General features: G+C 64.3%; 22 protein-coding genes. 8 read left to right on the plus strand and 14 right to left on the minus strand.

What is annotated here, in order from left to right; all coding sequences use genetic code 11:
* Positions 1-202: 202 nt before the first annotated feature.
* On the minus strand, positions 203-1,225 hold the full coding sequence (locus tag QYH69_RS24930) for a peptidoglycan DD-metalloendopeptidase family protein (RefSeq protein WP_308834402.1): 1,023 nt from the start codon (positions 1,223-1,225) through the stop codon (positions 203-205).
* 582 nt (positions 1,226-1,807) lie between these two features.
* Positions 1,808-2,815 (minus strand): aldo/keto reductase, encoded by a 1,008-nt coding sequence (locus QYH69_RS24935; protein ID WP_308834403.1) that lies wholly within the window; start codon positions 2,813-2,815, stop codon positions 1,808-1,810.
* 193 nt (positions 2,816-3,008) lie between these two features.
* Between QYH69_RS24935 and QYH69_RS24940 the strand changes: the two genes are divergently transcribed.
* The 3 genes from QYH69_RS24940 (at position 3,009) to QYH69_RS24950 (ending at position 6,778) form a co-directional block, all read left to right on the plus strand.
* Positions 3,009-3,938: a LysR family transcriptional regulator gene (locus tag QYH69_RS24940; protein WP_308834404.1), complete on the plus strand. Its 930-nt coding sequence runs from the start codon at positions 3,009-3,011 to the stop codon at positions 3,936-3,938.
* Between the two features lie 391 nt (positions 3,939-4,329).
* The gene (locus QYH69_RS24945) at positions 4,330-5,253 is read left to right on the plus strand and encodes a helix-turn-helix domain-containing protein (protein WP_308834405.1); all 924 of its coding nucleotides are present in this window, start codon (positions 4,330-4,332) and stop codon (positions 5,251-5,253) included.
* Between the two features lie 154 nt (positions 5,254-5,407).
* Positions 5,408-6,778 (plus strand): undecaprenyl-phosphate glucose phosphotransferase, encoded by a 1,371-nt coding sequence (locus tag QYH69_RS24950; RefSeq protein ID WP_308834406.1) that lies wholly within the window; start codon positions 5,408-5,410, stop codon positions 6,776-6,778.
* Positions 6,779-6,807: 29 nt separating this feature from the next.
* On the opposite strand, the gene QYH69_RS24955 is transcribed toward QYH69_RS24950, so the two are convergent.
* The 11 genes from QYH69_RS24955 to QYH69_RS25005 form a co-directional block, all read right to left on the minus strand.
* Complete coding sequence (locus tag QYH69_RS24955) at positions 6,808-7,218, minus strand: DapH/DapD/GlmU-related protein (protein WP_308834407.1); 411 nt, start codon at positions 7,216-7,218, stop codon at positions 6,808-6,810.
* Between the two features lie 19 nt (positions 7,219-7,237).
* On the minus strand, positions 7,238-8,452 hold the full coding sequence (locus tag QYH69_RS24960) for a hypothetical protein (RefSeq protein WP_308834408.1): 1,215 nt from the start codon (positions 8,450-8,452) through the stop codon (positions 7,238-7,240).
* 14 nt (positions 8,453-8,466) lie between these two features.
* Positions 8,467-9,207, minus strand: coding sequence for a WecB/TagA/CpsF family glycosyltransferase (locus QYH69_RS24965; protein ID WP_374992495.1), 741 nt, complete (start codon positions 9,205-9,207; stop codon positions 8,467-8,469).
* A gap of 77 nt (positions 9,208-9,284) precedes the next feature.
* A complete protein-coding gene (locus QYH69_RS24970) occupies positions 9,285-10,016 on the minus strand; it encodes a heparin lyase I family protein (RefSeq protein ID WP_308834410.1) in 732 nt (243 codons plus the stop codon).
* 104 nt (positions 10,017-10,120) lie between these two features.
* A complete protein-coding gene (locus QYH69_RS24975; RefSeq protein ID WP_308834411.1) occupies positions 10,121-11,287 on the minus strand; it encodes a glycosyltransferase family 4 protein in 1,167 nt (388 codons plus the stop codon).
* Positions 11,284-12,600 carry a flippase gene (locus tag QYH69_RS24980; RefSeq protein WP_308834412.1) on the minus strand — a complete coding sequence of 439 codons (1,317 nt, stop codon included), beginning with the start codon at positions 12,598-12,600 and terminating at the stop codon, positions 11,284-11,286. Before QYH69_RS24980 ends, QYH69_RS24975 begins: the two co-directional genes overlap by 4 nt.
* Positions 12,593-13,837 (minus strand): UDP-N-acetyl-D-mannosamine dehydrogenase, encoded by a 1,245-nt coding sequence (gene wecC / locus QYH69_RS24985; protein WP_308834413.1) that lies wholly within the window; start codon positions 13,835-13,837, stop codon positions 12,593-12,595. Before wecC ends, QYH69_RS24980 begins: the two co-directional genes overlap by 8 nt.
* 79 nt (positions 13,838-13,916) lie before the next feature.
* Positions 13,917-15,071 (minus strand): non-hydrolyzing UDP-N-acetylglucosamine 2-epimerase, encoded by a 1,155-nt coding sequence (gene wecB / locus QYH69_RS24990; protein WP_308834414.1) that lies wholly within the window; start codon positions 15,069-15,071, stop codon positions 13,917-13,919.
* Between the two features lie 64 nt (positions 15,072-15,135).
* Positions 15,136-17,340: a polysaccharide biosynthesis tyrosine autokinase gene (locus tag QYH69_RS24995; RefSeq protein ID WP_308834415.1), complete on the minus strand. Its 2,205-nt coding sequence runs from the start codon at positions 17,338-17,340 to the stop codon at positions 15,136-15,138.
* Between the two features lie 4 nt (positions 17,341-17,344).
* Positions 17,345-17,782, minus strand: a complete 438-nt coding sequence (locus QYH69_RS25000) for a low molecular weight phosphotyrosine protein phosphatase (RefSeq protein WP_308834416.1) — start codon at positions 17,780-17,782, stop codon at positions 17,345-17,347.
* Positions 17,779-18,966 carry a polysaccharide biosynthesis/export family protein gene (locus tag QYH69_RS25005; RefSeq protein ID WP_374992496.1) on the minus strand — a complete coding sequence of 396 codons (1,188 nt, stop codon included), beginning with the start codon at positions 18,964-18,966 and terminating at the stop codon, positions 17,779-17,781. The genes QYH69_RS25000 and QYH69_RS25005 overlap by 4 nt, the downstream gene beginning before the upstream one ends.
* Positions 18,967-19,314: 348 nt before the next feature.
* Here QYH69_RS25005 and QYH69_RS25010 point away from each other — a divergent pair, with 348 nt between their 5' ends.
* Together QYH69_RS25010 and QYH69_RS25015 are read left to right on the plus strand one after the other, a co-directional pair.
* The gene (locus QYH69_RS25010; protein ID WP_308834417.1) at positions 19,315-20,418 is read left to right on the plus strand and encodes an OpgC domain-containing protein; all 1,104 of its coding nucleotides are present in this window, start codon (positions 19,315-19,317) and stop codon (positions 20,416-20,418) included.
* Between the two features lie 197 nt (positions 20,419-20,615).
* Positions 20,616-21,410, plus strand: a complete 795-nt coding sequence (locus QYH69_RS25015) for an alpha/beta hydrolase-fold protein (protein WP_308834418.1) — start codon at positions 20,616-20,618, stop codon at positions 21,408-21,410.
* A gap of 75 nt (positions 21,411-21,485) precedes the next feature.
* Here the strand turns inward: QYH69_RS25015 and QYH69_RS25020 are convergent, their stop codons facing one another.
* Positions 21,486-22,589: an AI-2E family transporter gene (locus QYH69_RS25020; protein WP_308834419.1), complete on the minus strand. Its 1,104-nt coding sequence runs from the start codon at positions 22,587-22,589 to the stop codon at positions 21,486-21,488.
* A 332-nt stretch (positions 22,590-22,921) separates the two neighbouring features.
* Here QYH69_RS25020 and QYH69_RS25025 point away from each other — a divergent pair, with 332 nt between their 5' ends.
* The 3 genes from QYH69_RS25025 to QYH69_RS25035 all read left to right on the plus strand — a co-directional run bounded on the left by QYH69_RS25025 (position 22,922) and on the right by QYH69_RS25035 (position 25,827).
* Positions 22,922-23,212: a DUF3331 domain-containing protein gene (locus QYH69_RS25025; RefSeq protein WP_075160686.1), complete on the plus strand. Its 291-nt coding sequence runs from the start codon at positions 22,922-22,924 to the stop codon at positions 23,210-23,212.
* A 649-nt stretch (positions 23,213-23,861) separates the two neighbouring features.
* Positions 23,862-25,076 (plus strand): sulfotransferase, encoded by a 1,215-nt coding sequence (locus QYH69_RS25030; RefSeq protein WP_308834420.1) that lies wholly within the window; start codon positions 23,862-23,864, stop codon positions 25,074-25,076.
* A gap of 412 nt (positions 25,077-25,488) precedes the next feature.
* Positions 25,489-25,827 (plus strand): DUF4148 domain-containing protein, encoded by a 339-nt coding sequence (locus tag QYH69_RS25035; RefSeq protein ID WP_308834421.1) that lies wholly within the window; start codon positions 25,489-25,491, stop codon positions 25,825-25,827.
* Positions 25,828-25,922: the final 95 nt, after the last annotated feature.

Raw genomic sequence — 25,922 nt, forward strand, 5'->3', positions numbered from 1 at the left:
TCATCGAGCAGCGCATCGACAACAAGATCATCCGGCCGAGCGCGAATTACACGGGGCCTGAGAATTTGAAGTTCGTGCCGATCGGGAAGCGCCCGTGAAGCGGGCATGAAGCCGTCATCAAGCGGTCGTCAAGCGGTCATCAAGCGGAGCCGCTGCGTTTGCACGCAGCGGCGTTACGGCGGTCGGCATTCGATGCCGGCCGTCAACCGCGGTTATGCGGCAGATAAGGCATCGGATCGATCGGCTTGCCGTCGCGCCGCAGTTCGAATCCGACCGACACGCGCGAGTTGTTTTCGCTGCCCATCTCCGCAATCTGCTGCCCCTGGCGCACGACGTCGCCGGTCTTCACAAGCAGCTTGCGATTATGCGAGTAGGCCGTCAGAAAGTCCTTGTTGTGCTGGACGATAATCAGGCTGCCGTATTCGTTCAGACCCGTGCCTGCGTACATCACCTTGCCGTCGGCGGCTGCGCGTACCGGGTCGCCGGGCTTGCCGCCGATTTCGATACCGCGCGTTTCCCCAGGCTGGAACTGCTCGACGACGTTACCTTGCGCAGGCCATGCAAGCGCGACGCCATTCGCATGACGCGCGAGTGCCGCAGTGACCTGGTGCACTTCCTCGGGCGTCGGCGGCTCGGCGCTCGCGGCGGACGACTGCTGCGACTGCTGCGGCGCGCCCGCGGAAGCCGCATCGGCGGCCGGCGGCGTGCTGCTTGCAATCGACGCTGAAGAACTCGAGGCTGGAGCGGAAGCGGCAGCCGCGGTAGCGTTGCGCGCCGCTTCAGGCGACGAAACAACGAGCGTCTGCCCCGGTTTCACGCGCGCCGACACCTTGATGCGATTCCACGCGGCCAACTGTTTAACGGTGACGTTGTGCTTCTGCGCAATCCGTTTGAGCGTATCGCCGCGCCGCACCCTATATGTTGCGGGCTTGACGACGGCGGGCGGCGGCGTCGCCTTCGATTCCGTTGCGTGCGCCGCAGCATTCTGCGCAACGACTGCAACGCCGGATGCCGCGGCGGCCGGCGCCGCGGCGACCGGTGCGGACGCGACCGGTGCGCCTGATGCCGCGACATCCGCGCCGGCGCCCTGCTGCTGAACATTCACACAACCGGAGAGCGCGACGGCAAACGCCAGCCCGGCCAGGCCACAAATGCCCCCAACGCCGCTCAAGCCACGGTGGCCGGCACGCCTGCCACTACTCCTGTCGAAACAACGATTCGACATCTTTTGCTCCATGTTCGTCGGCTGACGCGACGTCCGCGGCGTTGCCAGCGTGACCATCGACGTTCAGCCGTATTTGACGAAGCCGCGGCTCAAGTGCAGCGATCCTTCGTCAATAGGGCCAGATAGGCGATTAAAATTCAAGCAGAATTGTAAAGGCAGCACACTAACAAACAGGTGCTCCCCAACACTTCGATACAACTGTTTAACAGCTGTATTCGAGCGCGCGGCATGCCGCGCACGCGAATATGCGATCGCATGCTTCGGCACGAGTGCACCGCGGCCTTGTTTTTTGTATCGGCAGATCGCCGCGAAACTTAAGCGGCAAGCGGGTTGGCGCGCGAAATAGGGGTTAGCGGGACGACGCTATCGTCATCGTCGAGCGCGGGGAGAACCAGCGCTGTCGAAGATGAACGGAGGGAGGACGAAGCCGCTTCACGCTGCGCCTGTAACCGTTAAAGCGGAAGAATTTGCCTAAAAAGCAGGCGGCCGGCATGCACGCATGCCCGCCGGCGTTGATGCCCGTTTTCCGGCGTGACGTTTGGCTCGCATCGACGTTGACGCGCTCATCGCGCGGCACGTCATTCAATGGTCGGCATGATGCTGTTCGCTGTCGAGATGCTTCATGCCGATCTCGTTGTAACGCGCGCCCGCGACGGCTTCGGCCGGCACCGCCGCTTCGATCTGCGCGAGTTCGTCCGCACTGAGCCGCACCTCGAGCGCGGCGAGTGCATCGTGCAGTTGCGGACGGCGGCGCGCGCCGATGAGCGGCACGATGTCGTCGCCGCGCGTGAGCACCCAGGCGAGCGCCAGTTGTGCCGGGTTGCGGCCGTGGGCCGCGGCGACTTCACGCAGCTTGTCGACGAGCTTCAGATTGCGTTCGAGATTCTCACCCTGGAAGCGCGGGCTGATGCCGCGAAAATCGCGCTCGAGCTTGCGTTCTTTCGACCAGCTGCCGCTCAACAGCCCGCGCGACAGCACGCCGTACGCCGTCACGCCGATGCCGAGTTCGCGGCAAGTCTGCAGGATGCCGCGCTCGATGCCGCGCGACATCAGCGAGTATTCGATCTGCAGATCGCTGACCGGCGCGACCTTGTGCGCACGGCGCAGCTTCTCGTCGCCGACTTCGGACAGACCGACGTGCCGCACATACCCCTGTTTGATCAGATCCGCGATCGCGCCGACGGTATCCTCGACGGGTACGGACGGATCGAGTCGCGCCGGACGGTAAATGTCGATATAGTCCGTGCCGAGGCGCCTTAGCGAATAGCTGAGGAAATTGCGTACCGACGCGGGCCGTGCGTCGTTGCCGAGCCAGTTGCCGGCCGGATCGCGCAGCGCGCCGAACTTCACGCTGATCACGACGTTTTCACGCTGGCGTCCGCGCAGCGCATCGCGAATCAGCATCTCGTTGTCGCCCATGCCGTAGAAGTCGCCGGTGTCGAGCAGCGCGATGCCGGAATCGAGCGCAGCGTGCAGCGTTGCGATGCTTTCGGCGCGATCGGCGGGGCCGTACAAATCGGACATGCCCATGCAGCCAAGGCCGATAGCGGATACTTGCGGGCCTTGCCGGCCCAGGCGACGGTTGTTCATCAGGTGCTCCGAAAAATGGCGGGACGTGTCGATCACGCAAATTCTGCATTCCGTACGGTCGGCGATAAACGCGCCGACTTCGACCAGACTGGTCGAAATGCGCTAACAATCGAATGTCGCGCGCGCGGCCGCAGCCCTTAGCCGGTCGACGAAGCCACGCACGCGGTAAATCACCGCAGATCAGGAGGCCCGAATGGATCACTTGCAGGCAATGAGAGTGTTCGTGCGCGTTGCGCAACTTGGCAGCTTCACGAAGGCGGCTGAACAGCTGCAATTGCCGCGCCCAACCGTCAGCAATGCGATTCAATATCTGGAAGCGCATCTGCGCGTACGTCTGCTGCAGCGCACGACGCGCCGGGTCGCGCTGACGGCCGAAGGCGCGCTTTACCACGCGCGCTGCACGCAGGCACTCGCCGATATCGACGATGCCGAGTCGCTCTTCGCCGACGCGTCCGCGGGCCCGCGTGGCGCAGTACGCGTGGACATGCCCGAACGGCTTGCGCTGCATACGGTTATTCCGGCGCTGCCCGATTTCTTTGCGCGCTACCCCGATATCCGCATCGTGCTGTCCGCAACCGATCGCATGGTCGATCTGATCGACGACGGCATCGATTGCGCACTGCGCGTCGGCACGTTGCGCGATCAGTCGCTCGTCGCGCGGCGCGTCGGCGAATTCCAGCAGTTTCATTGCGCGTCCCCCGCCTACCTCGAGAAACACAGCGTGCCGCGTTCACCCGACGATCTCGCGGACCACGTCGCCGTCGGTTTCTTTTCGAATCGCACGGGCCGCGACCTCGATTGGGAGTTCGAAGAAGACGGCGAGCTGCGCACGATCACGATGCGCAGTTCGGTGTCGGTCAACAGCGCACACGCGTATCTGGGCTGCTGCCTTGCCGGACTCGGCCTCATCCAGGCGCCGCGTGCGAGCATCGAACCGCTCGTTGCGTCCGGTCAGCTGATCGAGGTGCTGCAGGACTGGAAGGCGCCGCCGTTGCCTGCGTCGATCGTGTTTCCGCAGCAACGTCACCTCGCGCCGCGCGTGCGCATCGTTATCGACTGGATGGCTGAATTGCTCGGTGCCGCATATCCGCAAAAGGTCGGCGCGAATAATCGACGCACATGAAAAGGCAACTGATGCAGGCACACCTGGCGCACCCGGTAGCGAGCACCGGCGCTGCGCATCCGCGCAATCCGCAGCGAGCGTGGAAAGTGCCGCAACTACCGCAAGTTCGTTCATGTTTCGAAAGAATCGCGACGTCGGAGGCCTGCGTTTGCCGCCGCGAAAAGCGCCTCGAACATTGACTCCCGTCAAGTTATCGCAAGGCCCGGACTTTTCTCAGCACCAAATCGGAGTGGTCCTATATTCCCTCCGCGTCATGCTCTCTATGCTTCCCCCCTCGACGCTGGGGAACGAGTTGCGCGCAGCAAGACCCGCGGGCCGCCCGCCGACAAGCCACATGAAAATGCGTGCGGCTTGACCAGCGGATCCGTTGTCACGTGGAGATGCACCGAAGATGAGTTCGATCGACTATGCTTTTACGCCGTCCCGACGGCCTCCAGGCACCGCGCCGTATACGATCGGCATTGTGCTGTTCGATCAATTCTCGTTGTTGCAGGCGGCGGAAGTCGCCGATGTCTTCGAAAAGGCCAACCGGCTCGACGCCGGCGCATCGGCGCCACGCTACAAAACCACCTACCTTTCGGCAAGCGGCGAACATGTGACCTGCTCGCTGCGCATCGCCGTTCTCACGCAGAAGCTTCCTGAACATGCGGCGCGGCACCGCGGCTTTCGCGCGTTGTTCGTGGCCGGCGGCGACGGCGCGAGCCAGGCTGCCGGCGACTCGCGGCTGCTCGCATGGCTGCGCGAGGCCAGCGCAGCCGCCGGAACGGTCGGCGCGATCGGCGAAGGCAACGCGATCCTGCGCGCCGCCCGCGCGCAACATGCCGACGCCGTTCGCGACGCGTCGATCGTGCCGGCCATCGAGGTGGCGCTCGACACCGTGCGGCGCGATCTCGGCGCCGACGCCGCGCGCGTCGTGGCCGCGCAGTTGTCGTGGACAAGCCTGCCGAAGCCCGTCTCCATCGCGCTGGATAGCCATGAACCGATCAGGCAGAAAATCCGCGACAGCGCGCAGTGGATCGCGCGCAACTGCGACAAGCGTATTTCGATCACGACGGCCGCGCAGCACGCCGGCATGAGCGAGCGCTCGTATCTGCGGCATTTTCGCGCGGAGATGGGCATCAAGCCCTCCGAGCATCTGCGCCGCACACGCGTCGAACTCGCGTCGAGCCTGCTCGCGCAGAGCGATCTGCCCGTCGACAAGATTGCACGCCGCTGCGGCCTGACAAGCGGCGAATGCCTCGCGCGGCTGTTCCGGCAAGTCGTCCAGCTGTCGCCGACCGAATACCGCAGCCGCGCACGTCACGATCCGTCTTGAGCGCGGACGCCGCGCGGCTTGCAGCCTGACCTCGTACGTCCAGCGCCTGCGACGACTGCCTGTGGACACTCATGACCTGCTGTCGCGGCATCTCGCTACGATCCGGTCACATCGCCCCCTTCTTCGCTTCTGAACGCTTTTGGCTTCGCGTCCCATGTTTTCACTCGCTTTACAAGTCGGCGATCTGTTGATGATCGTCGCCGGCGCGCTGTTCGCGCCTTCGTGCACTTACAGCGATGCGACCACTTCGCATCTCGACGATCTGTTCGGCTTGCTTGGCGTCCTGCTGGCGCTGCTCGCGTTCCATCTGATCGGCGTCTACCGGTCGTCCGACAGCAACGGCGCGGCGGCACGGTCCACCGCGCGCGCAATGTGCGGCTGGCTCGCCGCGCAACTTGCGATCGCGCTGATTTCAAGCGCTTACCCGGGCGCGGCGCAACGTATGGACTGGATTCTCGGCTGGACGGCCTTCAGTGCCGCACTGATGCTGCTCCATCGCTATACGCTGTACACCCTGCTTCGCGCGCTGCGCAGCCGCGGCTACGGACGAACGCCGGTCGCGATCGTCGCTCGGGCCGAACATGGCCGCGCGATTGCTACACGGCTCGCAACCAATCAGGACACCGCGTACACGCCGGAACTGATCTTCGATACGGCGCTGGAACGCGACACGCTCGTGGCGGACATTCCGACCGTGTGCCAGCTCGAATCGTTTGCGCAACTGGTGCGTGCGCATCGCATCGGCGAACTGTGGATTGTCGATGCGCGAGACGAACCGGCGTGCGTCGAACAGATCGTCGACGCGTTTCGCGACGACTTCGTCAATATCCGCATCGTGCCCGCACTCGAGGGGCGCCTGCTGCCCGAACCGGCCATCGTCGATTGCCTCGGCGTGCCCGTGCTCAACGTGATTGCGTCGCCGGAACGCGGCCTGCGCGTGCTGCCCAAGGCGATCTTCGACCGGCTCTTCGCGCTATGCGCGCTGCTGGGGCTCGCGCCGGTGCTGGCGCTGATCGCGCTGGCCGTGAAATGCTCGTCGCCGGGGCCGGTGTTCTTCCGGCAAAGCCGCAAGGGCATGAACGGCGAGGTATTTTCGATCTACAAGTTCCGCACGATGTATCAGGACGCCGACCGGCCCGGCACGGTGAAACAGGCGAGCCGCAACGACGCGCGCATCACGCGCGTCGGCCGCTTTCTGCGCAGCACGAGCCTCGATGAGTTGCCGCAGTTCATCAACGTGCTGAAGGGCGAGATGTCGGTGGTGGGACCGCGGCCGCATGCGGTCGAGCACGACGAGTATTACAAGAATCTCGTGCAGGACTATATGTACCGGTATCGGATCAAGCCGGGCATTACCGGATGGGCGCAGGTCAACGGGTATCGGGGGGAGACGGAACGCGTGGAGAAGATGGCGGCGCGCGTGATGTTCGATATTCACTATATCCAGCACTGGACGATGGGGCTGGATCTGAAGATCGTCTGGCTGACGGTCCTGAAGGGATTTGTGGGCAGCAACGCGTATTGATGCCATGCCGCCCGCGTGCCCCGGCGCCGTTATTCGCGCACGATGCGCGCCGGCACACCCACCGCAGTCGCACCGGCCGGCACGTCTACCATCACCACCGCATTCGCGCCGATGCGCGCGCCGCGGCCAATCGTTACCGGTCCGAGTACGCAGGCGCCAGCGCCGATCAGCACGTCATCCTCGATAACGGGCGCGCCGGGCCGCCCGCCGCGTCCGCCAATCACGACATTCGGCGCGACGATCACATTGCTGCCGATCGCGGCGTGCCGATGCACGACAATCCCGAGGCCCTGATAACCAAACGTCACGTTGCGCCCGACCTCGACCGACGGCGGCAGCGTAACGGAAAAGAGCATCCGGTTGAGCACCTTGAGCAGCCACGGCAAGCAAGGCACACGCAGCCGGTACAACAAACGGGACAAGCGAAAGACGTAGATCATAGGTCACTCACGAACGAATTCACGACGAACGGCAGGACAGCGATTTCAGATGATCGAAGATCCTGATCGCGATAAGGAACAGCAAAAAGAATACGAAGTTGACGTCCCAGTAGCCCGAGTGAATCGACATCAGCACGAGCGTCAGCAGATAGCAGAAGCCGAAACGCGCCAGCACCCCGCATCGCAACGCATACGCATGAAGCCGCGCGACGCCGAATGCCATACCGAAGAAACCGGCGAACACGCCGACATATCCGAAGTCGACGAAGAGCGCGCCTTGCAGCGTCGGCGTGATGCTCATCGGACGCCCGGCAATCCACCGCGCGCCGACCAGATCGCCGACGATATTGCGTGCGCCCCAATGCTTGCCGGGCAAAAACGTTTCGAAGTTACTGAGCAGCAGGCCGCCATACAGATGGTCGTGCATCGAACTGCCCAGCGTGGCAATCGTGTTCTGACTCGCATCGAACATCGACAGCGCAGGCACGAACGGCAACAGATAGCGGTGCTCGCCGATAAAGCGGAAATCGATATTGGTGAAAAAGCGTTCGACATCGTAGCTTTGCGCCACGCGAAAAAAGGCTAGCGTCGCGGCAAAGCCGAGCAACGCGCATGCGGCGATCAGGCTCAGTATCGCGGCCTTGCGCCCCGACACCCTGAAAATCGCGTAATAAACGTAGCAGACCGTGACGAACGCGAGCACAGGCGAGCGGTAACCGAGCAGAAGAATGCCCGCGATGTAGACGACAGGCTGCACGAGATCGACCTTGCGTGCGCTTTCGATGTCCGAGATCGTGCGAATCATGAGCCAGAAACCGTACAACGGCGCAAGGTTCGAGACGAGCGCGGAATTGCCGAACCGCGATTCGCCCATGAGCAGAGGAATACCGCGATTCGCGAGAATTTCGAACACCACGCAGCCCGCAAACAGCGCGAAGAATACGCAGGTCAGCTGCTTCGACGTGCGAGGCTGCAACGGTCTCGCGCGCAAGACCGCGCGGCCCGACGAAGCGATGCCCGACACCGCATATCCGAGCACGAGCCCGAGCAATCCGATGCCGAACAGATCCCAGCACAGGCTCTTGTCGTATGCGTTCCTGATCGACCACGGCATGTCGATCAGCCCCGGCAGGTTGTACGCAATATAGACGCACAGCACGAGTGTCCACGGGTTCATATGTCGCAACGCGAGGCGGCGCGCCGGGTTCGCGGACGCATTCAGCCAACGTTCCATCTACCCTGCTCCGCTTATCCGCGCCGCGTAGCGAGCCACGCCCTGCCGAGCATCAGCGCGAACCGGCTATTCGTGCCGAGATAGCGACGCCACATCCGACGTGGCTCCTGCACGACACGAAATAGCCACTCGAGGCCGCAACGCTGCATCCAGCGCGGCGCGCGCTTCACTTTTCCCGCGATCACATCGAACGTGCCGCCGACACCCATCACGAAATCGACGCCCAGTTCGTTCTTCCAGCGGTTGATAAAGTTTTCCTTCTTCGGCGAGGTGATCGCCACGAATAGAAGGCGTGCGCGCGATGCTCGGATCGCTCTCACCACGGCTTCTTCATCGTCCCAGAAGTAGCCGTGGTGATGACCGGCGATATCGAGTCCCGCGTGACGCCCGATGCAAGCCTGCGCCGCGCGCTCGACGACGCTCCGGGTGCCGCCGAGCAGAAACACCGGATAACCGCGCATTGCCGCATGCGCGAGTAGCCGGTCGAACAGATCGACGCCTGCAACGCGTTCGGGCACGTCCTGTCCAAGCAGCCGCGCGCCCCATACGACGCCCATTCCGTCGATATTGACGATATCGCATGCACGCACCGACTCCGCGAGCCGTGCATCGTTTTGCATATGGACAAGCTTTGCGACGTTGACGACGACATGCTGCGTAAACTGCCTCGCGGCAATCCGCTGCCCGATCCATTCGACGGTTTCGTCCATTGTCGCGGCGTCCATCCGGCAACCGAAGAGTTCGATACGTTTCATAAACAATGACGGCAAGATCGACAATGCCGCTCGAACAGTTCGAGCGACTCGTCACAGAGCAATGAGATGCGGAGCAATCAGCGCCGCGCGACGGAGACGGCGATAGAGACGGATAGCGGGCCGTATAAGACAGTGCTCGTGTCGACGTCGGAGGGCGCCATGTCCCACTTCCGTTTATAGAGCCCGAGTTTCAGATAGGCATCGTTGACGCCCGGATACGCATTCGGCGCGCCGTGCGCGGCAAACACCTGCACGCCGTCCTTATAGAGTTCGGTGAGCGCATGCTGTCCCGTTTCGTCCGGCACGTAATGGATGGCCCAATGCACCCAGCGCCCGCGGTCGGCGTTTGCGCAACACAGCCATTTACCCGCGGAGACCGTGTCGTGCTTCGCGCCGCCATGCACCGACAGTGCGTAGCGCTCCCCGAGCAGCGCGAGGGCAAGCGTCGGTGCGCCGGTCCATTTGCCCTGGTTGACCTGCGCGATGATCATCAGCTGACGCGAATCGAAGGCAAAGTCCGCCGGCAGCCATGTGCTCCAGCGAATCAGATAGTCGCGGTTCTGCTGAAAGCGCACGGGCGCCGGAAACAGCAGTTCCGCGCGCGGCACGCCGTTCGCGATGCCTGCATAGCGCTCGCCGCGATCGATATGCGCGCGCAGCACCTTGCGTGCGGCATTCGCAGAACGGGCCGCATCGGCAGGATCGCTAACGAGCTCGATGCCGCCCGGGTTCGCCTGGACACCGGCTCGCGGGTCGAGACCGCGCTGCCAGTCGATTTCATACAGCGTCGTGTATATGGTCGAGTTCATGCGGGCGGGCACATCGACCTCCGCTGTGCGAGCAGGCGCCGACGCCGCGAACGCGGCGGCCATGCACACTACACATGCAACACGCAGGCACCAGCGGCTCTTCGTCACGATCTACCTCGCTCGGTGCGCGCGGTTGCGCTTACCGTTCGATAGCAATCGATGTAGCGCTCGACAACGGCTGCGCAAGAATAGTGCTGTTGCGCGCGTAAGAACGCCGCGCGCCCCATCGATATGGCTCTGTCGGCATCGCCCATCAGCAGTCTCAGGCGCAACGCGAGCGCGTGCGGATCGGACGGCTCGACAAGAAAGCCGGACACACCGTCTTCGATCAGATCGAGAAAGCCGCCGACGCGCGTACCGATAACCGGCACAGACGAAAACATCGCCTCGAGCGTCGCAATGCCGAACGCTTCGTAGTGGCTCGGCATGCAGAACGCGCGTGCGCCACGATAGAACGCGAGCTTCTCATCGCCTTCGAGCCAGCCGACGAACCGCACCCGGTCGTCGATGCGATAGTCGCGTGCGAGCCGTTCCCAGCGCGCGATGTCGCCGCCGCCGGCGAAGCACGCGGGCACGTAGTAGCCGTCGCCCGCAAGCAGCGCGATCGCGGTCAGCAGGTCGTCGATGCCCTTCTGTTCGGTCAGCCGGCCGGCAAAGGCGATATAGGGCTGCGACAGCGCGGCGTCCTGCGTCTCGCGGCAGGCCATATGCTCGCGGCCCGCCGTCTCCGCGTCGTGCGCGGAATTGCCGATCACGCGCAGCGTGCGACGCACCGCACCGAGCCGCCGCATTTCGTCGGCAATCGGACTGGACACCGCCACGGACGCGTTGGCATTGCGCAGAAACCACCCGATGGCCTTACGCGTGATCGGGCCGGATTGCGTCGCAAACGGCAGAAAGTTGCCCGCATGCAAATGGAAAATCGTCTTCTTGGCGCGCAGCTTCGCAAGCGTCCACAGCATCAGCTTGCGATAGAACGATCCGTGTACGGACACATGAAAATGCACGATGTCGGCATGCCGCAGCGCACCGAACGTAAAGCGCGGCAAATCGACGAATACAAACGCGGCAAGCGCTGCGAAACTCTTGAAGCCGCGCGTTTCGAAGAACGACAGCTCCACCGCCGCATTCGCAAAACGCGCACGCTGCGAACCGAGTTCGGTAAGCGCGGACGCGATGCCGCCGCGCTGCCCCCGGCCGGGACCGACGTGCAGCACACGTATCGAGCGCCGCGGGTTTGTCACGGGCGCGACGTGCATCGGTGCATTCATCGATGTCTCCACCAGCCGGTCAGATACACGCGACGCTGGCTGTCGGCGAAAATCGACCATAGATAAAGCGCAAGCAGCACGGCTTGCGCGAGCAGAAACGCAGCGGCCGCGCCTTGCGCGCCGTGACGCGGCACGAGTGCAAAGGCGACCGCCACATTGAGCAGGCCCGTGGCGAGAATCAGGCGCGACCGGCTACGGCCCGCCCCGAACGGCAACAGCACCTGAAGCCCCAGGAAATAGGCGAGATTGCCGAACACCATCGACCCGCACAACAAGGCGAGAACCGGAGCCGCACCGCTGAATTCGCCGCCAAGCACGAAATGCGCGAGCGGTTCGGCCCAGCCGATAAACAATGCCGCGCACAGAGCCGAGATGGCCAGCGTTATGACCGCACCGAGCACGGTCAGCCGGGCGGCCGATGCGCGATCGCGCGCGAACAATGCGGCGATGCGTGGATAGAGCACGGCGCATAGCTGCGCGGGAACGAGATTGCCGACCGTGCGCAATTTGTCTGCCGCCGCGTAGAGGCCAGCCTGATACACCCCGGCCGAAGACTTCAGCAGAATCGTGTTGGCCGCGCCGAACAGGCTTACCGACGCGTTCGCAACGAACGCGTCGGCCGCTTCGGCAATTTGCCGGCGGACCGCGCCCCACGACGACTGCGGCGCGCGCAGCACACCGAAGCGCCATGCGATCACGACCGACAGCAGTGCGGCCACTACGGGCCCGGCTGCCTGGATCGCCGCGGCAAGCGCCACGTCCTGCGGCCCATGGACGAGCCAGAAAGTCAGCGGCAGCGTGACGCCGCGATTGATCGCCACCATCGCCGCGATCAGACCGAAGCGCTCGGTTCCCTGGAAAAACCAGTAGAGCGTGAATACATTGCCGAAGACGCCGAGCCACGACAGCAGAATCACGTCACGAGACGTCGGATCGTGCGGCGTAAACGCGAACAGCAGAGCCAGCGCCGCGAACGACACGAGGCATAAGCACGCCTTTGCCGTCGTCACGGACCAGATCAGTTCATTGAGGGCGGCCGTGCGCCCGACCCGTTCGACGACCGCTTTCGGGCCGGTCAGCCCGAAGCCCCATTCCGTCAGCAACGTGCCGTACGCCGCGAGCGCCATGCCGTACGCCAGTACGCCGAACTTCTCGGGACCGAGCATGCGCGTCAAATACGGAAATGTCGCGAACGACGCGAGGTAGTTCACCGCGAACGACACGATCATGATCGCGACGTTGCGGCTCACACGCGCGCCGGAATGCGCTGCGGCATTCCCGGCGCGCCCTGCGCTGCGCGTTGCGTCACTCATGCGACAGCAACCCGCGCGTATCGATGACGACTTTCGCCTGCAGGCGGACCGGATCGATCCGCTTGAACGGCGTGTGATCGACGAGAATCACGATCACGTCGGCCACCGCGATCGCATCGTGCAGCGCCCACAGTTCGGCCTTGCCGACGAGCGACGGCGGCAGCACCGCGACGTTGGGCTCGACAGCCAGCACGCGCCCGATGCCGCGTTCCGAAAGTGCGCGCACGATACCGAGCGCGGGGCTTTCGCGCAGATCGTCGATATCGGCCTTGAAGGCGAGCCCGAGGCACGCAATGACGGGTTCCTTGAAGCGCGCGGTCGCGCGCTCGATGCGGTCGAGCACATGGTGCGGCTTGTCGTCGTTCACGATTCGCGCCGTGCGGATCAGGCGCGCCGTATCCGGCGCCGAATCGACGATGAACCACGGATCGACAGCAATGCAGTGCCCGCCGACGCCGGGCCCCGGCTGCAGGATATTCACGCGCGGATGCCGGTTCGCGAGGCGAATCAGCTCCCACACGTTGATATCGAGCTGTTCGCAAATCAGCGAGAGCTCATTGGCGAATGCAATGTTCACGTCGCGGAACGCGTTCTCGGTCAGTTTGCACATCTCGGCCGTACGCGCATCGGTCAGGATACAGTTGCCGGTCACGAAGATCTGGTACAGAGCACGCGCCGCTTCGCCGCAACGCCGCGTCATCCCGCCGATCACGCGATCGTTTTCGACGAGCTCGCGAATCACATGTCCCGGCAGCACACGCTCCGGACAATGCGCGACGCGAATGTCGGACGCTTCGCCGGCTTGCTGCGGAAAACTGAGGTCCGGCCGCATCTCTGCCATCCAGCGTGCGACGAGCTCCGTTGCGCCGACCGGCGACGTCGATTCGAGCACGACGAGATCGCCCTTCTTCAGGACCGGCGCGATCGCACGGGTCGCCGCCTCGATATACGCGAGATCGGGCTTATGCCCTTCCGCGAACGGCGTCGGCACCGCGATCAGAAACGCGTCGGCCGGCTCCGGTGCGATCGTCGCACGCAGGAATCCCTGCGACACAACGGCATGCACGAGCATGTCGAGTTCGGGCTCGACGATATGAATCGCGCCGCGGTTGATCGTATCGACCGCGTGCTGGCTCACATCGACGCCGATCACGCGTTTGCGTCTCGCCGCAAATGCGGCGGCCGTGGGCAGACCAATGTAGCCGAGTCCGACTACGGAAATTGTTTCGAATTCCATACGATACCTTTCGTGTTTGACCTTCGTGATTGGCCATGACGGCCGGCGTAAGCGTTGAACGTGTGCGAGCGGTGAGCGGTTACACCGTGCAAAGGCTGGCGTCCCTTCGCCAGACGGCCTGCAGCGCATCGACGATGCGAGCCGCGGCGTGCCCGTCGCCATACGGGTTCGCGATACGCGCCATCGCCGCACACGCGCGCGGATCGTCGAGCAGCGCAAGCGTGCCCGCGACGATCGCCGCTTCGTCGGTACCGACGAGCCTGACGACGCCGGCGTCGACCGCTTCCTGGCGCTCCGTCGTATCGCGCATCACGAGCACCGGTTTGCCGAGCGACGGCGCTTCTTCCTGCACGCCACCCGAATCGGTCAGGATCAGCTCCGCGCGATCCATCAGCCGTACGAACGGCAGGTACTGCAGCGGCTCGATCAAATGCACGTTCGCCATTCCGCCGAGCAGGCGGTTCACCGGTTCGCGAACGGCGGGGTTCAGATGAACCGGGTAAACGATGTCGACGTCGGGCCGCGCACGCGCGATGCGCGCGAGCGCCGCGCAGATCCGCTCGAAGCCCGCGCCGAAGCTCTCGCGCCGGTGTCCCGTGACGACGAGCGTGCGCCGGCCAGGCGCGAGGCACGGCAGATGAGCGTCGGCGGCAGCGGCGATCGCGGGCTCGCGCGCAAGCAGCGCGCGCACCTCGAGCAGCGCATCGATCACGGTATTGCCGGTCACGACGATGCGCGCATCGTCTATGCCCTCCGCGAGCAGGTTTTGCCGCGCCCGTTCGGTCGGCGCGAAATGCAGCGCCGCGAGCGCGCCGGTCAGCTTGCGGTTCGCTTCCTCGGGCCATGGCGACAGCAGGTCTCCGGTACGCAGCCCCGCTTCGACGTGCCCGACCGGCACGCGCTGATAGAACGACGCCAGCGAGGACGCGAGCGTCGTCGTCGTATCGCCGTGCACGAGTACGAGGTCCGGACGGCAGTCGCGAATCACGTCGCGCATGCCATGCATGATCGACGCGGTGACGTCGTACAGATCCTGGCCGCGTTTCATCACATTGAGGTCGAAGTGCGTGCGAATGCGGAATAGTTCGAGCGCCTGGTCGAGCATCTCGCGATGCTGTCCAGTCACGCAAACGAAGCAGTCGACACCGTCCGTTCCCGCAAGCCGCCTGACGAGCGGCGCCATCTTGATCGCTTCGGGCCGCGTGCCGAAGGCCAGCAACACTCTCTTGTTCATATCCGCTCCACCGCGCAATTCAACGCGCATTCCACTGCGCCGTTCATCTGCATCGACAATCCGTTCATTGCGTCACGCTCTCGTACGGCGAAAAGCCGCCATAGGTGCTCGCGCGTTGCGGCACATCGCAGAGCACGATGCCGCTGACCGCGACGCCCGCGCTGCCCAGCAGACGCATCGTGTGACGCAACTCCGCGCCCGAATGACGGCCGTGCCGCATCGCAAGCAACGTGGTGCCCGCGTGCTTGCCGATCAGCATCGAATCGGTCACGGCGAGCACGGGCGGCGTATCGACGATCACGACGTCGTACGCGCGAGAAAACTGTCCGATCGCCTCGGCAAAGCGCTCGCCCATCAGAAGCTCGGCCGGCGTCGCCGTGCTCGTGCCGCGCGACAGCACGTCGAGCCCGGGCAGCACGCCGCGCTGAACCACGCTGCCGGGCGCAGCGCCGCCGAGAAGATCGGCGAGACCCGGCACGCGCGCGACATCGACATACGATTCGATACTGCCGCGCCGCAGATCCGCATCGATGAGCAGAACGTGCTTGCCCGCCGCGGCGAGCACCGCGGCCAGATTCACCGACAGGAACGATTTGCCCACGCCGGGCCGCGGGCCGGTGACCATCACGACGTTGTTGATCGCACCGGCGCCCATGCGGAACTGCAGCGCGGTGCGCAGGCTGCGCACGCCTTCGACCGCGACGTCTTGCGGCGCACTGACCGCAAGCACCGCCGACGCGCCGCGCGTGCCGCGCCGCATGCGCTGCAATTTGGCCTGGCGCGCACTGTGCGAAATCGATGCATAGACCGGTACGCCCGACACCTGCTCGATATCGAACGTATGCTCGAGCCCCCGCGTCAGCGAACGCCGCACGAACGCCGCGCTCACGCCGAGCACGAGACCGATGAGCGCCGCCGCGCCGATCACGAGCGCCTTGCGCGGCTTGACCGGCTTTTCGGCGGTCACGGCATAGTCGACGATGCGTGCGTTGCCCTGTTGCCCCGCACGCAGCACACGCAGTTGCTGCGCGCTGTCCATCAGCTTCGTGTAGAGCTGCGTGTTCACTTCGACATCGCGCTGCAGGCCGAGCGCAACCTGCTGCGTGTCGGGCAGCTTCTTCACCTGCTGCTCGAGCCTGTCCTGCTCGCGGCGCAAGCCCGCGAGCTGCGCGTCGATCGCGGCGAGCGACGGATGGCCGGGCGCGAAGCGCGGCGCCAGTTCGTCGCGCTGCTGCTGGAGCGCAAGCATCTTTTCCTTGCCATCGACAATCGCGCGCAGCAACAGTCGCGTCTCCTCGGCAAGATCGACGGTGCCATGCTGATTGCGGAATGCGTTGTAACGCTGCTCCGCGCGGTCGAGATCCGCGCGCAGGCGCGGCAACTGAAGATCGAGGAAATCGAGCATCTGTTGCGCCTGGCCCGACTTCAGATCGACGTTGCGCTGCACGTAACGCTGCGCGATCGTGTTGACGGTCTGCGCGGTACGCTCGCTGTTTTTGCCTTCGAGCACGATCGAGATCACGCCGGACTGCCGCGCTTTCTCCTTGACGTCGAGCGCGGCTTGCAGCGCTTCGGTAGTCAGTTGCCGCGAGGCACGCGCGAGCGTGAACTCGGTACCTTCGCGCGCGACGAAGCTGTCGACGTAGAGGCGCAGCGGCCCGTCCTTCGTCTGTCCATCGACGCCGATCCCGGTCTCGCCCTTCGCCACGACTAGACCATCCGGGTCGATCAGCGAGAACGTGCGGCCGGCACCCACGCGCAGCGTGAAGCGCTGGTCATACAGGCGCGGCGGCACGTCGAACTGCGTGACGTTCAGCACTTCGCCGCCCCACGCGAAACGCGCGAGACCGAACACGGGCGTGCCGGGCTGACCGGGCGTCGCACGGCGCGCAAGCCACTCGCCGACGATCGGGAAATAGCGCGGCTGCACATCGATATCCAGATGCAGCATGCGCACCGCGTAGTCGACCACCTGCCGCGAGCGGATCAGCTCGATCTCGGCTTCGGTCGTCGCCTTGCCGTCGAACAGCGCGGCGAGATCGCCAAGCTTGTCGTTGACGAGGCTCGTGCTGTCGTCGACCTGCACGATCGCGTCGGCGCGATACTTCGGTGTCGCGATCAACGCGTAGGCGACGCCGAGCAGCAGCGTCAGCGCCGTGATCAGCGCAATCAGCACGGCGTTCTCGCGAACGACCGCCGCGACCATCGACAGATCGACTTCATCGGGCGCGCTGTGCGCGTCCGAAACGTAATGGGTTTGCGTAGGCATTGAATCAGCGGCACAGTTGGCCGATGGCGGGTTGCCAGTCGGTGAGCCCTTGCTCGATCTGTGCGATCGCCAGCTCGAAGATGAATGGATCGCGCCGGTACGGGTCGACGACATCGAAGCCGCCTGCGTCGCCGAGGCGATAGACCTTGCCTTGCGCGCGCGGCCACGCTTCGATCAGCGCGTCGCGCTGCTCGCGCGTCATGGTCAGGATCAGTTGCGCATCGCGCACATGCGGTTCGGCGAGCAGCGTAGCCGCATGCGCCGAAAGATCGAGGCCGCGCTTGCCCATCAGCTGCACGGCGAGCGCGTCGGCGCCGCGGCCATCGGATGCATACAAACCAGCCGATGCAACCGCAACGCCGGGCATGCGGCTCGCGAGCAGCACCTGCGCGACCGGGCTACGGCACACGTTCGCGGTGCACACCATCAGAACGCCGCTCATTTGCCCACCACCGCAGCCGTGAGGCCTGTGTTGATCATCGGCAGCAACTGGTTCAGCACACGGCTAAAGCGCGCAAGACCCGTCGCGTCGACATAGACGACGTCCTTCGGCTGCAGTTCGAACTGGTTGGCAAGCAGCATCGCGACCGGCGAACGCGCGTCGAGGTGATAGACGCTCGGGGTGCCCGACAGCGCACCGCGGATCACATACATTTGTGCCGCGTCGGCGCTCGTCTGGTTCAGGCTACCAGCCTGCGAGACCGCGTCGCTCAACGTGAGCCGGCCGTTTCGCATCGGCACTGCCGTCGCCGGATGGTTGATTTCACCCATCACGTAGACGCCGTTTTCGTCGCGAGAGACGACGCGCAGCATATCGCCCGCCTTCAGCACGATCTTCGCCGGATTCTTCTGCTGCTCGAAAAGCTGCGACAGATTCACCGCGTACGAGCGGCCGTCGCGCACGAGCACCATGCGGCTCTGATCCGCATTGGCCGTGAAGCCGCCTGCGCGGCTGACCGCTTCATAAAGCGTCATCGGAATGTCGTTGATCGGCTGCACGCCCGGCGCATGCACTTCGCCGTCGATATAGATCTGCGCCGAGCGAAACGATGCAACGCGCACCGTCACCTGCGGATTGCGGAATACGTCGGCAAGCCGCCGCGCGAGCAGGTCGCGCGCTTCGTCGGCCTTCAATCCGGCGACCCGCACGCTGCCCGCGTATGGAAACTGGATGCAGCCGGAGTCGTCGACGACGAAACCCGCGGGCGCATCGGCCGGACGCACCTGTGTCTGGGTCTGCGAGCCCTGCGCGGCCGCCAGTTCGGGGTGGTCCCATACCGTGATTTGCAGCACATCGCCCACGCCGAGCGTGTACGGACGGCCGGCAGAAAACAGATCGGGCGCGCTCTCGCCCGCGGCGCCGTCTCGCATCTGCGCGAGCAGCGCGGCATCGATTTCGCGAATCGGCACGCCGCTCGCACTGCCGGCATCGGCGCGCGTCGCCGCGGCGGTCGATCCGTTCGGCACAGCGCCGTTCGATGAAGTGGAGGCATCGCGCGCCATGCGCATGCCTGGTGCGACGGTGCACGCGCACAGCACGAGCGCGGCGGCTGCCAGCGTCACTGCCGTCGTTGCGCGGCGGCCCGGGGCCGTTGCGCGCGCACGTTTCGATATCCTGCACAACATGAAAATATATTCAGCGGCTTTTCGCGGCTTGCGTGTCCGTCGCATCGACGCATACCGGTGCATCGGCACCGGCTAACACTAGCGGAAAAACTGAAAACCTCGACTTTGAAGAGCCGCCCATCGTAGAAGCGCTCGGCGTACGAGTTCGGCCAAACTCCAAACCGTTTTCGCCAGACGCTCATCTCTTTTTTGTCAGCGATGTCGATCGTCACGCAATGCATCGACGCACGATCGCGGTGCACGCCATGTAACGCGCCGAAACACTTTCGAACAATCGAAAGCGCACGAAACAGGAACCAGCGATATCGGCCTGCAGTCTCTCTGGGGGCCGCCGATCGACCGTACACCATGTCAAAACCCACCCCTCGCCTTATCGAACTCGACTTCTTCCGCGGACTCGTTCTGCTTGTCATCGTCGTCGATCACATCGGCGGCAGCATCGTGTCGCGCTTCACGCTGCATGCGTATGCGTTATGCGACGCCGCCGAGGTGTTCGTCTTCCTCGGCGGCTTCGCAACGGCAACCGCGTATCGCTCGCTTGCCGAGCGGCACACCGAAGCGGTCGCGCGGCAACGCTTCCTGCGGCGCGCGCTCGAGTTGTATCGCGCGTTTCTGATCACCGCGGTGCTGATGCTCGTCGTCACGGCCGTGCTCAGCGCGCTGCGCATCGATGCGCCCAATCTCGCGATGACCGATCTCGACGACCTGCTCGACACGCCGGCCCCCGTGCTCGGCGATCTTCTGCTGTTCCGGCGCCAGCCGTATCTTGCGTCGGTGCTACCGATGTATGCGTTCTTTGCGCTGTCCGTGCCGGCTGTGCTGCCGCTCGCGCGCAGCAAGCCGTGGCTGCTGCTCGCGGGCAGCATCGCGCTGTGGGCGATCGCGCCAACCGTCGCCGGCATGCTGCCGATCGCCGACGGCGCGCAATGGGACTTCAACCCGTTCGCATGGCAGTTGATGTTCGTGCTCGGCGTGCTGGTGCGTTGCCAGCCCGTCTACGAACGTGTGAGCTCGCATCGCGACGGCTGGCTCGTCACCGCGCTCGCCATCACAATCGTCGTGGTAGGCGCGTATTACAAGCTGTTCATCGAGACCGCACCGATGGACGGCAGCCTCAAACAGAATCTGTCGTGGTTGCGCGTATCGAACTTTCTCGCGATCGCTTGGCTCGCCGCGCATATGGGTCGCGCAGGCTGGACGAAACAGCTCGCAGAGCGGCTGCCGTGGATCGGCCAGGTCGGACGCAAAGGGCTGCTATGCTTCGTCGCGGGCACTGTGATCTCCCTCATCGTCGATTCGCTGTTGTACAAGGCAACCGAGGGTTATCTGAACGTGCCGCTCGGCCTCGTGGCAGACGTAGTCGCAATCGGTGCGCTGATCGCGGTGGCGAAAGCGTCGGCGCCCATTTCGCGGGTCTTCGCACCGAAGCTCGGCAACCCGTCGTCGAGCTAGCGCGAACCCCTTTGCTTTCGCTCGCACCGCCTTTATCGCTCATGCGCAGAACGTTTCGACGTCCCCTTCGACCGTCCATCGGATTCCTGTGCAGTTTCGTCACGCTCGCCCTGACGGCGAACGCCGCTGCCGCGGTCGACACTCGCGTCAACGCAGCGGCTACTCCGACCGGAACATCGGCGCCGGTCGCCACGGGCATGCGAGCCGCAGGTGCGAGCACGGTACAAAGCCACTCGTTCCGTTCGAATGCGCTGCAGCGCGACTGGTCATACGTGGTGTACCTGCCGCCCGGGTATCGCGCCGACGGTCCGCGCTACCCGGCGCTCTATCTGCTGCACGGCAACGGCGACGACGCACATCGCTGGATTACCGAAGGCCATCTGCAAACAGCCGCCGACGCGCTGGTCGCGCGCAGGGAGATCCCGCCGGTCGTGATCGTGATGCCGCAAGGCGGTACCGACTGGTACGTCGATCGCAAGGAGAAGATCGAAACCGCGTTCTTCGGTGAACTGCTGCCGCACATCGAATCGCACTACGCGGTCGTGAACGATCGCAAAGGGCGCGCGATCGGCGGCGTATCGATGGGCGGCTTCGGTGCGTTGCGCTACGCGATGCTCGAGCCCGATCGCTTTTGCGGCGTGCTGCTGCTAAGCCCTGCCATTTATTCGGGCGAGCCGCCGCCGCAATCGGCCGCGCGCCGCGTCCAGGTGTTCGGCGAGCAGCGCTTCGATGCCGATGTCTGGCATGCGCTGAACTACCCGGCGCTGTGGCCGCGTTACATGAGCCAGCCGTACCGGCTGCCGATGTTTGTCGCCGCCGGCGACAACGATGTCGTGATCCAGGCCGAAGCGTCGCTGCTGTACACGCATCTGCGCGAAGCGGGCAATCCGGCCGCCTTGCGGATCGTTGGCGGCGGACACAACTGGGACACGTGGTCCGCCCTGCTGCCCGCCGCGCTCAAATATGGTCTGTCATGCATCAAGTCGTCGTGATGCATGACGCGCGCCGCCGCACCACGCCGATACCGCTCGTGCAGGCGTAGGCGGCACGAAACGCCTTATCGGAGCTTATCGGACAAAATCCGTCCACAGCACCATCAACACCGTCATCAGGGCGGGCCCGATAAAAACGCCGAGCAGCCCGAACGTTTCCGCGCCGCCCAGTATCCCGAACAGCACGAGCAGAAACGGCAGCCGCGTCGAGCTGCCGATCAGCACCGGCCGCACGAAGTGCTCGGCGATAAACACGACCACGAAGCCGAACACGACGACGCCGATCGCGCCGGCCGTTCCGCCTTGCAGGAAAAGCCACAAGCCCGCGCAACAAAATACGATCGGCGCGCAAAACGGCAGCATCGCGGCGATCGCGGTGACGACGCCGAGCAGCGTCGCGTGTGCGACGCCCGTGACCGCATAGGCGATGCCGAGCAGCACGCCTTCTCCGATGCCGACCACGACCAGCCCCGACACCGTGCCGCGCACGGCGTTCGCCATCCGCTCGGCAAGCTGCGCGCTTTCGTTGCCGAACGCGCGGCGCATGCCTTTCAGCACGGCACCCGAAAGGCTCGGGCCTGCCTGGAAAATGACGAACAGCGTAACGAGCGTGAAGCCGAACACCATGAGCGCGTGCGCGGCCCGTGCACCAAAATGGCGGCCGAACGTGACGACTGCGTTGCCGTGCAGCCCTTTCATCGCCGGCGAGGCTTTCAACGGCTGTCCTAAATTCGCGGTCCACCAGTTCATGACCTGCTCGGAGCCGAACGGCAGATGGGACACGAAGTCCGGCATCGGGATACCGTTCTGCTCGACGTTGTGCAGCCAGACGGTCACGTCATGCGCCTCCGCGGCGGCCTGCGCGATGCCGATGGCGGCCGGCAGCACGAAAAGCAGCGCGACGAGGACCGTCAGCAGTGTCGCGATGACCGTCGTGCGGCCATTGAACGCGGCCTGCCGCTCGATCCGGCGAAACAGCGGCCACAGTGAGGTCGCGATCACGCAGGCCCAGGCGACGGCCGGGATGAAATCGCGCACCACCCATAACGCCAGTAACACGAGCGCGGTATAGAGCGCCGCCGAAGCGACCCGCTGCATCCGGCGGCGGCTATCCATATCGGCGCCGGCCGATACGCGCGGCGGGGGGCCCGGAGGAACAGCGGGTGGGCGTGGAATCATATGGCCTCTTCATGTGTTATTGGGGGGCGAGGATTGTTCGCCATGCGCGCGGGAAGCGCGGCGCGTGTCGCACAGACCTCCGGTCTGCACATCTTAAAGGACGGGGACATCCCCGGCCGATCGGCCTGTGCAGGCTGTGCACGGGGTACAAAAGCTTGTTGCGGGAATGCGTTCGGTCGGGCGCCACACGTCGGAAACGCCGATCTCGCCGTACTTCAAAAGCTTTCATCCCAATTATTTCGGATCAGGCAACAGTATTTCAACGCCCGCACAATGGCGCTGCCGCGCCGACGGGACTACATTCGGGCACACCCGAATTTACGGAGCCGACCATGACGACGTTAGAGTGCGTACCACTGCTCGGTGCCAACGGCTTGCGCATCGAGATTCTCGAGCGCTCCGAAAACACGCTGGTAATCCGCTGGGTCGAACCCGGCAAATGCCACTATGGGGAACAGCGTTGGCGCCGCCGCTCGGCACACACTTCAGGCACTTGCGCGGTATCGCGCCGCAAGATCCGGCGCGGCGACGCGGTGTTCAAGCCGGCCGAGAGGCCCGCACCGCTCAACGCGGCCGCCATGATCGCTGCGGATATCCTCGCCAACCTGATCAACGGCATCTAGACCTCAAGCATGTAGCACGCTCCACACGAATCTTTACCGCCAGGACGGCATCGTCACCGCGTGCGAAGACGCGCAGCGCGGGCGCCGCTTTTCGGGAACGCTTTCATGCTTTACGCGAAGGGCCGGCACCCGAGCGCTTTCGCCCGGCCGTAGCTCGTTATCCCGAACGGGGCCGCGCGCTTGACTATCGCAATCATTTGCTTGCCTCGTGCCGGTGCGATGCGCGCTACCACAGTAACGAGTCGCGAATGCGGTCGATCGCGCGATTTGTGCCATTTCGTTCGCTTCGTCCACTGTCCGCATCGCTTCGGTATCCGCTACGGTATCCATTCGACAGCGCCTCGGCGCGACTTCAGCGCCCTTTCGCGTAGCCGTCGTTGCAGCGACGATCGACCTCCGTCGCAGACCGCATCGTTTCCCGGCCGCCCGCGCCAGGCAAGCGAATCTCGTCCCGCACTGAATTGATTCGACCCGATGAACTAGAATGATTCCAGTACACCGGCATCAAATGGATTGCGTGGCCTCTTTCCGCAATTCGACAGGATCGCAGAACGAGTCGATCCGGTCCGCACGGCGGCTGCGCGTACGTAGTGAAGACAAGCCCTGAGCAGTTCACGCTACACAAACCGGCAGGATGCGGGAGAGTACCTTGTTAAAACAATGGATACACAGCACGCATAGCATCTCGCGGCTCGCGCTAACGAATTCCCGGCTTTCCGCAGCCGAATTGCTGTCGAGCGCATGCGCAAAAACGGGGCTGCACGATTTCGGCGCCGAGCCGATCGAGGACGCGCTGGAACAGTTGCAGACGGCAGTCTATGAGGAAGCGGACCTGAGCCTGTTCGGTCGCGTTTCGACACACTGGGACAACCTGCGCCTACTCACGAATCTGCTCATTCTGCGCGACAGGGAACTTGCCGATCCCGGCATTCTCGAGCGGCCGATCGCGCAACCGGTGTTCGTGCTCGGCATGCCGCGCAGCGGTTCGTCGTTTCTCCACTCGCTGCTCGCCGAAGACGACGCCAGCTTTGCGCCGCGCTGCTGGCAGGCCATCTACCCCTATCCGGACCATCCTGCCGCCGGGCGCCGCGCAGGCCCGCGCAAGGTGCAGCGCCAGTTCGATTTCTTCCATCGGCTTGCGCCCGATCTGCATAACGTCCACCCGTTCACTGCACTGACGCCGCAGGAATGCACGGAGTTCACCGCGCACAGTTTTCGCAGTCTGCGCTTCGAGACGATTTACCACGTGCCGTCGTACAAACGTTGGGTGCAACAGGCCGGCCACGTACAGGGGTATCGCACGCACCGGCGCTTCCTGCAGCATCTGCAGGGGCCGCGCGCGACGCGCTGCGTGCTGAAGTGCCCCGACCACGTGTTCGCGATGGAAGCGCTGCGCGAGGTCTACCCCGACGCGCGCGTGATCTTCACGCATCGCGATCCGCTGAAAGTGCTGCCGTCGGTCGCGCGGCTAACGGAAGTGCTGCGCAAGCCGTTTGCGCGGCACATCGACAGGCATGCCATCGGCCAGCAGATCAGCTCCGACTGGGCAAACGGCGCACAACACATTATCGCAGCCGACGCGCGCGGCCTATGGCCGGACAAGCATGTGTTTCACGTGCACTACAGGGCGCTCACGGCCGCGCCGCTCGACACGATACGGCAGATTTACGATCACTTCGAGCTCGAGCTCACGGCGGCATATCGCGATCGGCTGGAGGAGCAGATCGCGCGCAAGCCGACCGGCGGCTACGGCAAGAACGTCTACCGCTTCGACGACTTCGGTCTGCGAGCCGAGGAAGAACGCGAACGCTATCGCGACTATATGGCGCACTTCGACGTCGCCGAGGAAGTGGCCGTTCAGTGAGCTGCCGCATGCGGACTGCCGCCCATGCTGTTCCTCGCTGCCGCGGCATCCACGCCCGGCGGCCGCGATCGCGTTTCGCGTATCGCGTGGTGCAATCGGCTTGTGCGAACGGATAGTTCGCGCGCCATGCCCATTATCCGAACGTATAGTCCGTTTACCGCGCCGCAACGCCCGCGCTGCTTCGCTTGATCCAAGGTATCGGCAAGCCTGCCGCTAGTCGCATCAGCGGCGACCATCGTATCCCTTTACGCCTCCCCGCTCCAAAACTAAATTTCACCCATCGCAAGTGCGCAAGCGCGGTTGAGTAGAGCCGAAACGCATTTCCGATGCTGGATCGAATCAAGTTACGTGCTGGAAGCCCACTTCACGACCGGCTTCCAACCTTCAACTCACTCGTTAAGGAGTCCAACTAATGAACAAGCTCACTGTTGCCGCCATGCTCGCCGCTACCCTGCTCGCCGGTCCGATCGCGGCTCACGCGCAAACGAACGATCCGGTCACGCGCGCCGAAGTACGAGCCGACCTGGTTCGCGTCGAACAGGCGGGATACAACCCGTCGACCGGCGAAGACGTGCACTATCCGGCCGACATTCAGGCTGCCGATGCAAAGATCGCGGCCCAGCAGGACTCCTCGTACGGCGGCGTTGCGCAAGGCACGTCGGCAACGGGTTCCAGAATGCACCGGCACGCGGCGATGCATTCGAACTGTGTCGGCCCCGTCAGCTTCTGCAACATCTATTTCGGCAGTTGAGTGCGGCTGCGGCAGGTGGCGGCAGTGATCGAGGATGCGGCAAAAGCATGCGCAACAGCAGGGCTCTGCATTGCAGTGCCCCGCTGTCTGCGTTA

Source organism: Paraburkholderia sp. SARCC-3016 (assembly GCF_031119615.1).
Lineage (GTDB): Bacteria > Pseudomonadota > Gammaproteobacteria > Burkholderiales > Burkholderiaceae > Paraburkholderia.